This window comes from Enorma timonensis (assembly GCF_000321165.1).
Classification (GTDB): Bacteria; Actinomycetota; Coriobacteriia; order Coriobacteriales; family Coriobacteriaceae; genus Enorma.
Genome location: NZ_CAPF01000035.1, coordinates 1 through 12,000 on the forward strand (window position 1 = coordinate 1; position 12,000 = coordinate 12,000).

Below are 12,000 nucleotides of genomic sequence, written 5' to 3' on the forward strand. Positions count from 1 at the left end.
CTCCCCGGCGCGCTCGATATAGGGCAGGCTCTCGGCGGCCGCCCGGGCGTGCAGGGCGACGATGCCCGGCGTGAGCGCGCGCGGCGCGTCCCCCTCCCCCGCCTCCGGTGCGCCCGCGAGCACCTGAGCCATGAGGAGCTTGCGCTCGAGGCCGCCCACGAGGCGCCGCCCATCGCCCAAAAGCTCCCAGAGCGATGCGACCCACGCGCCGAGCGTGAGGACATCGACCCCGACGCCCATCCCCGCCCGCGCGAGCTCGCGGCGGCACGCGTCGCGCACCGCGAAGCTCGGCACGATGAGCGTCGCCCGCCCCGTCCCGGCGAGCGCGCGCTGAAGCCATGTCGTCTCTTCCCGTGTCAACCCGGTGCCGAGGGCACCCACCGCGATGCGTATCGCCATGTCACTCCACCCCATGTGCTCGAGGAATCGCGTTGCATGCATGGTACCCGCGCGTCCGGACAAAACGGGACGGAGAGGTGCCCGCCCTGCGCACTCCGAGCGCGCGGCGGGCGGTCGCTCCGCCCCACGTGGCACCTCGGGCCTTAGACCCGCTTCTCCATGATGTAGTCGTCCATGATGAACCCGGAGCCGATATCGGTCTCGACGGCGTCGATCGTCGTGAACCCGTTGCCCTCGTATGCGCGGATGCCCAGCTCGTTGCCCTTGTTCACGGTGAGGTACATCGCCTGGAGCCCGCGGTCGCGGCATAGCTCCTCATAGAAGCGGATGACCGCGCTCGCGAAGTGCTTGCCGCGCTCGTCGGCGCGCAGGTAGATCTTCGAGATGAAGAAGCGGTTCGTCTCCGGCTCGACGTGGCCGCCCGTGTAGCCCACCACGCGGTCGTCGTCCCCCGCGTGGATGAACCAGTACTCGTAGGCGTGCTCGCGCATGTCGCGCTCGATGGCGGGCAGCGATTGGAACTGCCCCACCATGTAGTCCGTCTGCGCCGCGCCGATGAGCGCCGGCCAGTACTCATGCCAGATCGCGCTCGCCAGCTCGGCGAGCTCCTCGGTGCCCTCTTCCGTCACCTGTTCGAACCGAGCCTCTGCCATCCGCCTCACTCCGCATCCTCTAACCGGACGATGACCCGGCGGTAGCCCCCGTATTCGCCGTTGAGCGCCTTCGACACGCGGCTCACCGTGGTCGACGAGGCGCCGGTCTTCGCCTGCACCTCGAGATAGGAATCGCCTTCGTCGAGGCCGCGCGCCACCTCGAGGCGCTGCGCCAGGTCGCACACCTCGCGCGGCGTGCACAGGTCCGTGAGGAAATCCTTGATCTCTTCCTCGCCTTCCACCAGGGAAAACGCATGGACCAGCTGCTGCACGTCCCCGCGCGCGAACAGCGACTCGATATTCATGGGCGACCTCCTCTTCCGTCGCATCGAGTGTAGCACAGCGGGCACGGCGCTTTATCGCGCTGGAGCGTCACCAGATGCCCACAACCGACCCGGAAACGCGGGCGGCGGTGTGGGTACAAGGGGCAGAGGAGCGGCGCGCCACGCGGGCTCGCCGCAGAAATCCCGCATCGAAGGAGGCACCATGGCCACCATCTATACCTCGAACGAGAAACGCATCGGACACACTCCCCTCGTGGAGCTCTCGAACATCGAGCGCACCGACGACCTCGCCGCGCGCGTGGTCGTCAAGCTCGAGAGCGCCAACCCCGCCGGCTCCGCCAAGGACCGCGCCGCGCGCGCCATGCTCGACGACGCGGAGGCCGCGGGGCGCATCCGCCGCCACGACGGCTACACCATCATCGAGCCCACCTCGGGCAACACCGGCGTCGCCCTCGCCATGCTCGCGGCGGTGCGCGGCTACCGCGCGGTCATCGTCATGCCGGAGACCATGAGCGTCGAGCGCCGGCGCCTCATGCGCGCCTACGGCGCCGAGCTCGTGCTCACGCCGGGCTCCGAGGGCATGGCGGGCGCCATCCGCGCCGCCGAGGAACTCGCGCGCACCACGCCGAAGAGCATCGTGGCCGGGCAGTTCACGAACCCGGCGAACCCTGAGGCGCACCGCGCGACCACCGGCCCCGAGATCTGGGAGGACACGGACGGCGCCGTCGACATCTTCGTCGCCGGCGTGGGGACGGGCGGCACCATCACGGGCGCGGGCGGCTACCTCAAGGAGCGCAACCCGAGCATCCGCGTCGTGGCCGTCGAGCCCGCGGACTCCCCCGTCCTCTCGGGCGGCGCGGCCGGCCCGCACGGCATCCAGGGCATCGGCGCCGGCTTCGTGCCCGAGGTGCTCGACACGGGCGTCTACGACGAGGTGGTGCGCGTGGCCACGGAGGACGCGTACGCGACGGGGCGGCGCCTCGGCGCGGAGGAGGGCATCCTCGCGGGCATCTCGTCCGGAGCGGCCGTCTGGGCGGCGCTCGAGCTCGCGCGCAAGCCCGAGAACGCCGGCAAGCTCATCGTCGCCATGGTTGTCGACACCGGCGAGCGCTATCTCTCCACGCCGCTCTTCGGCCGCGACTAGGGAAACGGGACGCCATGGCTCATGAAGGCAGGCGCGTGCTCGTCGCGATGAGCGGCGGCGTCGATTCGAGCGTCGCGGCATGGCTGCTCAAGCAGCAGGGCTATACGTGCCTGGGGGCGACCATGCGGCTGTACGACGGCGAGGACGCGGGTGCCGGCGCGGCGGGGGCAGAGCTTTCCGGCAGCGCTGGCACCGCCCGCGCATGCGGCAACCGCGCCGACATCGAGGACGCGCGCGCCGTGGCCGAGCGCCTGGGCATACCGTTCACCGTCATCGACTGCCGAGCGCGCTTCGAGCGCGACGTCATCGAGCCCTTCGTCCGCGCCTACGAGGCGGGGCTCACCCCCAACCCGTGCGCCATCTGCAACCGCCGCATCAAGTTCGGGGCGCTCCTGGAGCATGCCCGGGAGCTCGGCTGCGACTACCTCGCAACCGGCCACTACGCGCGCGTGGCACGCCGTGCGGGGGACGCCGGGGGTGCGCCCGTCTTTGAGCTGCGCCGCGCGCAGGACGTCTCGAAGGACCAATCCTATTTCCTCTACGGCCTCACGCAGGACGTCCTCGCCCACGTGCTCTTCCCCTTAGGCGACCTCACCAAGGAGGGCGACGTGCGGCGCATCGCGCGCGAGCAGGGCTTCGAGACCGCCGCGAAGCGCGACAGCCAGGGCATCTGCTTCGTGGCGGACAATGATTTCGCCTCGTTCATCGAGCGCCGGCGCGGGCAGGCGCTCCCCGAAGGCGATGTCCTGGACACCGCGGGGACGCTGCTCGGACGGCATCGCGGCGCCATCCGCTACACCGTCGGCCAGCGCAAGGGGCTCGGCGTGGCCGCCGCGCACCCGCTCTACGTCACGCGCATCGACGCGCGGGCGAACACCGTGACGCTCAGCGAGGAGGCCGACCTCATGGCCGGCGCGCTCATCGCGGACGCGTGGACGTGGAGCGTGCCCGCGACGGAGCTGGAGGCCGCGCTCGACCGCGCGGGCGACGCGGGCCTGCCGGTGTCCGCGCGCATCCGCTACCATCAACAGGGCCAGGCGGCCTGCCTCAAGCGGGCGGGCGACGCCGAGCGCGCGGGCTGCACGGGCGAGGCCCTCCGCATCGATTTCGCCGACGCGCAGCGCGCCATCGCCCCCGGCCAGGCCGTCGTGGCCTACGACGGCGATACCGTCCTCGGTGGCGGCAGGATCGTCCGCGCCGTCTGAGATACCGCGGCGACCGTAGGCGTGTACCGCTCGCACACGCGGCCGGGATCCCGCCCTTACCCGAGCTCCTCGAGGTACTCCTCGAAGCGGTCATGGAACAGCTCCGGGTGCTCCGGGTAGATTTCGTCGAAGATGCCCTGCACATAAGCCACATCATCCGCCGAGAACGGCTCCACCCGCTCATAGACGTAGACCTCGAGCCCATCCGCGAACGCAAACGTCCGCAGGAGCTCGTAGTGCGCGCCGATCACCCCGTCTGGATCCTGAACGAGGCGGTTCAGCGTCTCGACGATGCGCTCGGTGCCGTCCACGAGGTGTGTCTGCACAGGGTTGGTCGCCACGACGTAAGAGGCGTCGAAGAACGCGGTGTTGAAGCCGTCGCGCAGATCGACGTCGGCGTCCGCGGTCTCGATGGGGTACTCCGTGGATGCGGGCAGCACGACCCCGATGGGCAGCGTCGAGTTGATCTCCCAGCTCGCGCAGGTGAAGTACACCGTATCGACGCCGCCCGTGATGTCGGTGAGGTACGAGATGAGCGCACGGCGCTCGTCGAGGTCGGCCTCGATGCGCGGCTCCTGCAAACGCATGGGCAGCACAGCCGAGATGCCGGGCACGAACGGGATGAGCGTGAAGCTCTGGGCGAGACCGGCCACCGCGATGACAACGAGCGCAGTGGAGGCGCCGAAGGCGACAGCAGGGCGGCTGCCGCGCGCGCATACAAGGCGCAGGCAAGCGAAGAGGGGCGCGAACAGGACCACGAACGCCTGGCCGATGAACAGGTACCAGTGCTGCATGCCCAGATCCTGCGTGCGCCAGAACATGCCGAGCGTCACGACCGCCATAAGCAGGCAAGAGACCCAGACGGGCAGCGCCTCGCCCACACCCTGCGAGCCGCTGGCGTCCGCCCGCGCGTCGCCCCGATGCCGCTTGCCCCGCACCAGGAGCGCGACCATCGCGACGAGCGCGAGCACGATCACGGCGATCCCCAGCGACGATGCCATCTCACTCAGGCGGTCTGCAAGGGAGTCGAAGCGGAAGTACGCTTGGTAGGCCGTCGTCTGACCGCCAAAGAGCGACATGTAGATGAACTTGTAGAACACCACCGCCACCGCGAGGAAGACCGCGACGATGATTCCCAGGCCCCGAAGCAGCCGCTTGAAGAGCGCGCCCCGCTCCCCCGCCTTGACCTGGACGAGCCGCCACACCCACAGGACGACCGCGCCCACGGCGAGCCCCATGACGCCGTAGAAGAAGTACCGGCGCAAAAGGAAGGTTCCGCACACGCCGATGCCCACAGCGAGCGCGCGTGCAGGCGACGCCGTGAAGCCGCGGTCGACGAGGGCGATGGTCACGGCAAGGAAGAGCACGTATGCCGGGGCGTCCATAAGGCCGTCGAACGCCGGGTGCAGCACGACGGGCGCGCACAGCACGAGAGTGAAGAGCGCGACGATGAGCGCCGAGCGCGCAGCCACGCCCGTCGCGCGATCGTCGGCGCGGGCGGCATTCCCATCGGCCGCACCCTCCCCCTCGGAAAGCAGGCCGGCGAGCCGTCCCACGAAAGCGGTGACCATGAGTGCCGCGGGCACGAGGAAGAGCAGGACGAGCGCGAACATGCTCGGTGACCAGCCCTGCGCAATGGCTACCGGCAGCGAGAGCACCCAGCTCATGAGGTAGTTGTAGTTCATGTAGAAGATGGAGACGACGAGCTCGTGGAACGCCTCGATGACCGAGCGGCGGAGTACGTCGTTGAAGTCCAGCGTGTAGTACCAGTACGTCTGCTCGTCCCAGGTGGGCGCGAAGCTGTATCGCGCGAGGTAGAACCAAGTGAAGGCCGCGAAGAGCACGGTAACGGCGACGATGCCCGCGAGCGCGGCACGGGGCATGCGCAGAGCGGCGCGCCAGGTGCTCGTGGGAATGAGCAGCGCCGCGACGACTCCCCAGAAGCCCACGAACCCCGCGAGCCGGATGGAGAACGCCCGAGTGACGGGCACGACGAGGAGAACGAACCAGAGCGCGGCAACTACGACGGCGCTATGCCTTAGAGCGGAACCCCCCCCCCTTGAATGTAGACACGCGCTGCTTGAAGTGACGTCCGCCCTGTTCCACGGCTACCCCCGAACCAATCATCGCAACATGATACCCGCGCAGTAGCGTAGCACGCCCAGGCGGAGCACTTCGGCACAATCTCGCGCTAGGAGCGCGCCGCCTTCTCGCGGTCGATGAGCATGAGCGCGAACGCGATCATGAGCAGGCCGGCGCACACGAGCGTCGCCCGGAGCCCCAGCATATCGAGACACCAGTTGCCGAGCACCGCGCCGAGCACGAAGCAGAGGATCGCGCCGAAATACAGCAGGCTGTTCTCCAAAAAGCCGCGCTCATGCGTGATCACGAAATCGTCGACGCTCTGGAGCGCGCTGCGCAGGTTGCCGATGCACATGGTCGTGGCCATGCCGTGGCCATGGATCTTGCGGAACGATTCGACCTGCATACCGCAGGCGAACGAGATGAGGCAGTTCGCCTGGAGGTTGAGCTCGGCGCCCATGAAGCTCACGACGCAGAAGATGAGCACCTCGGCGAGCACCGTGACCTGGCGCCAATGGAAGCGGCTCGAGACGCGCTCGTGCACGAGGTCCGAGATGACGATGCCCGCGGCGAAGCAGAGCACCGGCACGAGGTAGCGCACGGCGAGCGCGAAGTCGCCCTCGGAGAGATGCACGCCCGTGAGCAGGATGTTTCCCGTCTGCGCGTTGGCGAACACGCCGTCGCGCCCGATGTAGGAATAGGCGTCCATGAAGCCGCCCGCGAGCGCGAGGACGATCCCGAGCTCGATCGAATCGGACATCTGCCTGGCGCGCTGCACCCTCGGCCTCCTCACCCGCTAGCCTGACGGCACACCATTCTAGGGCATATGCGCGGCGCAACCGGCCGCGAGGGCGGAATCATCCGAATCCCGCATGCGCGGCGCCTGCTCGCCCGGGCCGAAGGCGCCTGTGGGCGAGATGTCGAACGGGAAGGTGCCGCACCGATTGAACGCCGCGATGAACATGCGGATGGCATTCGAGGGCGTGGTGCCCACGCGCTGGGTCGCCGCCGCGAAGGCCGCCTTCTCCTCGGGCAGGACCTTCGCGACGACCGGGGTCATGTGCTCTGCCATGGTCGATCCTTGGTGGAACGTGGGTGCTGCGATTACCTGGGCATGGGGCATGTGCCGACGTTGCACTACCAATGACCGAACTCCGGCGCATGCCGCATACCCAGGCGAGTACGTTTCTGCGTGTTGGTATTACTTAGTATGCTTAAGTTATACCCCGATACGTAGTATATGCCCGAACCCCCGCAGAGGCAAGGTTTTCATGCAAGCTATTGTTGGTTCAGCGTGTGATGGGGGGTATGGCCTACCGGATGCCGCCGCGATCGCCGGGGCGGCGACGTGGCTTCGCGGTGCCTCCCTGCGTCCGCGCGGCACGCGGGGCACCCGTCCCCTTGGAGCGCGCGGGATGCCGACGGCTGCGCGCGGTATCCGCAGGGCGCTCATGGCGCTGAGGTGCCGGGGCGGCGTCGTGCGCGGCGCGGCCGTCTCCCCTGCCCTGCTCGCCCGGGACGCGCTCCGCACGCACCCGCGCGCGACCGGCATGCTTCGGCCGGGCAGGACGCGGCGCTCGCTCCTTGGGCGCCTGAGTGCGCTCGACGCCTGCCTCCTGCGTCGCGGAGGCCTCCGCGGCACCCTTGCGCACTCCCGCCGCGCCGCGCTTCTTCCGCTTCGAGGTGGACTTCCCGCGCTTCGTCTTCTTCGGCGCCGTCTGCTTCCGCGGCACGCGCGCGGGGTCGATGACGGGCGGCTGCGCACCGAGGTCGAGGTCGCCGGCATCGTAGAGCTCGGCGGTCTTGCCCATGAGCGCCTCGATGTCGAAGAACTCGCTCGCATCGAGCTCGGTCACGAAGGTGAGCGCCCAGCCCTCCTCGCCGGCGCGGCCCGTGCGGCCGATGCGGTGGATGTAGTCGGTGGGCTCGCCCGGAACGTCGAAGTTCACCACATAGCGCACGTCGCTGATGTCGATGCCGCGCGCGAGCACGTCCGTCGCCACGAGCACGTCGACCTTGCCCGCGCGGAAGTCTGCGAGCGCGCGCTCGCGCTGCGCCTGGCTGCGGTTGCCGTGAATCGGCGCGGCCTTGATGCCCGCGCGCGAGAGGCGCCGGCAGCAGGCGTCGGCGCGATGCTTCGTGCGCGTGAACACGATCACATGGCGCGCGCCCTCGCGCTTGAGCACCTGGGCGAGCAAGCCGTTCTTCACCTCGAACGACACGGGCAGCACGTACTGGTCGACCGTCTCGGCCGTGGACGCGGGCGGCGCGATCTCGACGCGCGCGGGGTCGCGCACGAGGTCGGTGATGGAGCCGACCGCCTGCTCGTCGAGGGTCGCGGAGAACAGGAGCGTCTGGCGGTCCGCAGGCGTCTCGGCCACGATCTTGCGGACGTCGGGCAGGAAGCCCATGTCGAGCATGCGGTCCGCCTCGTCGAGGACGAGCACGGCCACCTCGCTCAGCTTTGCCGTGCCCTCGCCAATGAGGTCGACGAGGCGCCCCGGGGTGGCCACGAGGATGTCGCACCCCGCTTTGAGGGCGCTGCGCTGCGGGTTGTAGCCCACGCCGCCCACCACGGTCACGGCGGTGTGCCCGGTCCGCGCGGCCACGTGCGCGCAGACGTCCTCGATCTGCTGGGCGAGCTCGCGGGTGGGCGTGATGATGAGCATGGCGGGGCCGCGGCCGCGCGCACGGCGCCGCTCGCGGGCGCTGCCGCGGGGCGCCAGGTGCGGGAGCGTGCTCATGGCGGGCAGCAGGAAGGCCGCCGTCTTGCCCGTGCCGGTCTGGGCCGCCGCGAGCACGTCACGGCCGGCGAGCACCTCCGGGATCGTCCGCGCCTGCACGGGCGTGGGCACCTCGTAGCCCATATCGCGCACGGCGGCGAGCACCTCATCGGACAGGCCGAGGTCCTCGAACCGCACGTTCTCCCCGCTGCCGGAAACCGCAGCGCCGTCGGTGGTTTCTTCGATTGTATGCATGGATATCCTTGTCTTCGCGCGCTTCGCCATGAAGCGGCGTCTGTCGTTCGAACTGAGCTGTGAGCGATTCGCGGGCGCGCCGGGGATACCGGGCGCGATAGAGCCGCGATGGAGCAGATTCGCCGAGGCCAGTATAGGGGGCATCATCGCGCCCGCGCGCCGCCACGCCCGTGCCGCGCAAAAACAACAGAGGCAGGGTGCCCGGCGGCTTGCCTGCGGAAGCGCAGCTGCGGGATGCCCGCGCGAGCGAAGCGTTCCCTCCTGGCACGCTTGGGAGCCAATTTCGTGCATGTTTTCGCGAAAAACTTGCTCAGATTTGGCTCCTAAGGCCGCAAAGTGGTAGGAACCAGTCGGCGCGCCGTGAGAAATGCCTGCTATTGGATGCGTCCCGCGCTGTGCCACCCCGTGCCATCTCGCCCCGTCGCGCCACATCCCGCCACGCCCCACCGCGGCACGCTGCCCGCGCCTGGCCACAGGCTCACCCGCACGGCACAAAAAGGCCAGCTACCGGGCACGCATCCCGCGCATCCGATAGCTGGCCAGACCGTGCAAGCCCAAACGAGCCGCCCGCGAGGCTCACGCCCGCGTTACCCGCCGAGGTACGCCTTGCGCACGTCGTCGTTATGCAGCAGCTCCTCGCCCGTGCCGGAGAGCGTCACGTGCCCGGTCTCGAGCACGTAGGCGCGCGTCGCGATGGAGAGCGCCATCTGAGCGTTCTGCTCCACGAGCAGGATGGTGGTGCCCGCCTCGTGCAGCGCCTGGATAATCTCGAAGATCTGCTCCACCAAAATAGGCGCCAAGCCCATGGAGGGCTCGTCGAGCATGAGGAGCTTCGGGTTCGCCATAAGGCCGCGCCCCATGGCGAGCATCTGCTGCTCGCCGCCGGAAAGCGTGCCCGCCACCTGGCGACGGCGCTCCTTCAGACGCGGGAACCGCGCATAGACGCGCTCGAGGTTCTCCGCGATGGTCTCGCGCGGCTGCGTATAGGCGCCCATATCGAGGTTCTCCTCGACGGTCATCTGCTGGAAGATGCGGCGCCCCTCCGGCACGTGCACCAAGCCGTGCTCGACAATCTTCTCGGCCGGCATGTGCATGATGTCCTCGCCCATGAACTTGATGGAGCCCGCGCGCGAGCGCAGCAAGCCGGAAAGGGTCTTCAAGGTCGTGGACTTGCCGGCACCGTTCGCGCCGATAAGCGCCACGATCTCGCCGTCGTTCACCTCGAAGGAGATGTTCTTGATGGCGTGGATCGCCCCGTACCACACGTTGATGTTGTAGACGCTGAGCATTTACGCCTCCACCTCCTTCTTCGCCTGCGTACCGAGGTACGCCTCGATGACCGCCTCGTTTTGCTGAATCTCCTCAGGCGTGCCCTTGGCGATGATCTTGCCGAAATTCAGCACGCAGATGCCCTCGCAGATGTTCATGACGAGGTTCATGTCGTGCTCGATGAGCATGATCGCGATCTGGAACTGGTCGCGGATCTTCACGATGTTCTCCATGAGCTCGGCCGTCTCGGACGGGTTCATGCCCGCCGCGGGCTCGTCGAGCAGCAGCAGCTTCGGGTTCGTGGCAAGCGCGCGCACGATCTCCAAGCGGCGCTGGGCGCCGTAGGGCAGAGAACCCGCCTCGTGATCGGCGAGGCCCGCCATGTCGAAGATATCGAGCAGCTCAAGTGCCCGCTCGTGGTAGTACCGCTCGCTCTTCCAGTGGTGCGGGAGGCGCAGGATGCTCGTCGCCATACCACAGTGACGCTGGTTGTGCAGGCCAACCGCCACGTTCTCCTCAACGGTCATGGAGTTGAACAGACGGATGTTCTGGAACGTGCGCGCCACACCCAGACGGTTCACGCGTGCCGGATCCATACCGGCGGTGTCCTGGCCGTCGACCATAATGGTGCCGCGCGTGGGCGCGTACACCTTCGTGAGCAGGTTGAAGACCGTGGTCTTGCCCGCGCCGTTGGGACCGATGAGGCCGCAGATCTCCGTGCGGCCTACGGTGATGTTGAAGTCGTCGACCGCCTTGAGGCCGCCGAAGTCGATGCCCAGGTGCAGACACTCGAGTGCGGGCGCCTTGCCCAGGTCGCGCTCGGGCATAATCGAAACGCTCGGCACGGGCACCATCTTGGTGGTCTCGCGACGGCGCTGGGCGAAATCGGTGAACTTACTCATCGGCCTCACCGCCCTCCGTGGCTACCGCGGGCTTGGCGGCACCACGGCTGAAGCGCCGACGAAGTGCCTCGGTCGCGCGCTGATAGATGGAAAGGTGCGGCACGACCATCACGAGGATGAGCACGATCGCATAGAGCAGCATGCGGTACTGGTTGATGGGGCGCAGCACCTCGGGCAGCACCGTGAGGAAGGCGGCCGAGACGATGGATCCGGAGATGTTACCCATACCACCGAGCACGACGTACACGAGGATGAGGATCGACTGGTTGAAGTCGAACTGCGACGGCACGACCGTCGAGTAGTTCATGGCGTAGAGCACGCCGGCCACGCCCGCAAGGGCGGAGGCCACAGTGAAGGCGATGAGGCGGTACTTCGTCACGTTCACGCCCACGCTCTCTGCGGCGATGCGGTTGTCGCGCACCGCCATGATGGCGCGGCCGTCGCGGCTGTGCATGAGGTTCAAGACCACCGCCACGGTAATGAGCACCACCACGATGCCGAGCGCGAACGTCGAGACCTTGCTGATGCCCACGGCGCCCTTCGCACCGTTGATGAGGATGACGCCCTGGCTCATGCCGAGGGCGGAGGAATCGGAGAGCATCGCGAAGTGCAAGCCCGCTCCGTCGACGCCGATATAGACGTTGTTGAGCAGGTTCTTGATGATCTCGCCGAACGCGAGCGTCACGATGGCCAGGTAATCGCCGCGCAGGCGCATGACCGGGATGCCCACCAAAAAGCCCACGATGCCGGCGAGGATGGCGCCCGCCACCGCCGAGACGGCGAAGAGCACGAGGTCGGATTCGACACCGAGATACGAAAGCCAACCAGCCACGACGACGCCCGTGAAAGCGCCCACGCTCATGAAGCCGGCGTGGCCGAGCGACAGCTCGCCCGAAACACCGACGACGAGGTTGAGCGACACGGCAAGCGACACGTACGCGCAAATGGGCACGAGCTGGCCGGAAAGCGAGTTCGAGATGAGCCCGACAGCGTCCAGGATGGTCACGGCGATGAACGCCACGATGACGATTGCATAGGTGATGATGGTCTTCCGCGTCTGCGGCTTAAGCTGCATGATACCCAT

General features: G+C 68.1%; 11 protein-coding genes and 1 pseudogene. 2 read left to right on the forward strand and 10 right to left on the reverse strand.

The features are described 5' to 3' along the window. The 3 genes and pseudogenes from BN423_RS10710 to BN423_RS03890 form a co-directional block, all read right to left on the reverse strand. Positions 1-399, reverse strand: a pseudogene (locus BN423_RS10710) (PD-(D/E)XK nuclease family protein); the annotation flags it as partial. A gap of 143 nt (positions 400-542) precedes the next feature. Beyond that, a complete protein-coding gene (locus tag BN423_RS03885; RefSeq protein WP_019238953.1) occupies positions 543-1,052 on the reverse strand; it encodes a GNAT family N-acetyltransferase in 510 nt (169 codons plus the stop codon). 5 nt (positions 1,053-1,057) lie between these two features. Next, positions 1,058-1,357, reverse strand: coding sequence for a YerC/YecD family TrpR-related protein (locus BN423_RS03890; RefSeq protein WP_019238954.1), 300 nt, complete (start codon positions 1,355-1,357; stop codon positions 1,058-1,060). Between the two features lie 181 nt (positions 1,358-1,538). Here BN423_RS03890 and cysK point away from each other — a divergent pair, with 181 nt between their 5' ends. Continuing rightward, on the forward strand, positions 1,539-2,480 hold the full coding sequence (cysK, locus tag BN423_RS03895) for a cysteine synthase A (protein WP_019238955.1): 942 nt from the start codon (positions 1,539-1,541) through the stop codon (positions 2,478-2,480). Positions 2,481-2,494: 14 nt separating this feature from the next. Continuing rightward, positions 2,495-3,685: a tRNA 2-thiouridine(34) synthase MnmA gene (gene mnmA / locus BN423_RS03900; protein WP_232385489.1), complete on the forward strand. Its 1,191-nt coding sequence runs from the start codon at positions 2,495-2,497 to the stop codon at positions 3,683-3,685. A gap of 56 nt (positions 3,686-3,741) precedes the next feature. Here mnmA and BN423_RS03905 read toward each other — a convergent pair whose 3' ends face one another. From BN423_RS03905 to BN423_RS03935, 7 genes are all read right to left on the reverse strand, one after another. After that, on the reverse strand, positions 3,742-5,676 hold the full coding sequence (locus BN423_RS03905) for a hypothetical protein (RefSeq protein ID WP_232385490.1): 1,935 nt from the start codon (positions 5,674-5,676) through the stop codon (positions 3,742-3,744). 200 nt (positions 5,677-5,876) lie between these two features. Further along, positions 5,877-6,527 carry a YoaK family protein gene (locus tag BN423_RS03910; RefSeq protein WP_019238958.1) on the reverse strand — a complete coding sequence of 217 codons (651 nt, stop codon included), beginning with the start codon at positions 6,525-6,527 and terminating at the stop codon, positions 5,877-5,879. 57 nt (positions 6,528-6,584) lie between these two features. Continuing rightward, a complete protein-coding gene (locus BN423_RS03915) occupies positions 6,585-6,839 on the reverse strand; it encodes a type II toxin-antitoxin system RelB/DinJ family antitoxin (RefSeq protein WP_019238959.1) in 255 nt (84 codons plus the stop codon). Positions 6,840-7,080: 241 nt separating this feature from the next. After that, on the reverse strand, positions 7,081-8,745 hold the full coding sequence (locus tag BN423_RS03920; protein WP_019238960.1) for a DEAD/DEAH box helicase: 1,665 nt from the start codon (positions 8,743-8,745) through the stop codon (positions 7,081-7,083). A gap of 587 nt (positions 8,746-9,332) precedes the next feature. After that, positions 9,333-10,034 carry an ABC transporter ATP-binding protein gene (locus BN423_RS03925; RefSeq protein WP_019238961.1) on the reverse strand — a complete coding sequence of 234 codons (702 nt, stop codon included), beginning with the start codon at positions 10,032-10,034 and terminating at the stop codon, positions 9,333-9,335. Continuing rightward, positions 10,035-10,916, reverse strand: coding sequence for an ABC transporter ATP-binding protein (locus BN423_RS03930; RefSeq protein WP_019238962.1), 882 nt, complete (start codon positions 10,914-10,916; stop codon positions 10,035-10,037). After that, on the reverse strand, positions 10,909-12,000 hold the full coding sequence (locus tag BN423_RS03935; protein ID WP_019238963.1) for a branched-chain amino acid ABC transporter permease: 1,092 nt from the start codon (positions 11,998-12,000) through the stop codon (positions 10,909-10,911). The genes BN423_RS03930 and BN423_RS03935 overlap by 8 nt, the downstream gene beginning before the upstream one ends.

Bases quoted from the DNA above. Each gene is read 5' to 3' on its own strand.
- BN423_RS03885 (WP_019238953.1), bottom strand. From the start codon at position 1,052: ATGGCAGAGGCTCGGTTCGAACAGGTGACGGAAGAGGGCACCGAGGAG.
- BN423_RS03890 (WP_019238954.1), bottom strand. From the start codon at position 1,357: ATGAATATCGAGTCGCTGTTCGCGCGCGGGGACGTGCAGCAGCTGGTC.
- cysK (WP_019238955.1), top strand. From the start codon at position 1,539: ATGGCCACCATCTATACCTCGAACGAGAAACGCATCGGACACACTCCC.
- mnmA (WP_232385489.1), top strand. From the start codon at position 2,495: ATGGCTCATGAAGGCAGGCGCGTGCTCGTCGCGATGAGCGGCGGCGTC.
- BN423_RS03910 (WP_019238958.1), bottom strand. From the start codon at position 6,527: ATGTCCGATTCGATCGAGCTCGGGATCGTCCTCGCGCTCGCGGGCGGC.
- BN423_RS03915 (WP_019238959.1), bottom strand. From the start codon at position 6,839: ATGGCAGAGCACATGACCCCGGTCGTCGCGAAGGTCCTGCCCGAGGAG.
- BN423_RS03920 (WP_019238960.1), bottom strand. From the start codon at position 8,745: ATGCATACAATCGAAGAAACCACCGACGGCGCTGCGGTTTCCGGCAGC.
- BN423_RS03925 (WP_019238961.1), bottom strand. From the start codon at position 10,034: ATGCTCAGCGTCTACAACATCAACGTGTGGTACGGGGCGATCCACGCC.
- BN423_RS03930 (WP_019238962.1), bottom strand. From the start codon at position 10,916: ATGAGTAAGTTCACCGATTTCGCCCAGCGCCGTCGCGAGACCACCAAG.
- BN423_RS03935 (WP_019238963.1), bottom strand. From the start codon at position 12,000: ATGGGTATCATGCAGCTTAAGCCGCAGACGCGGAAGACCATCATCACC.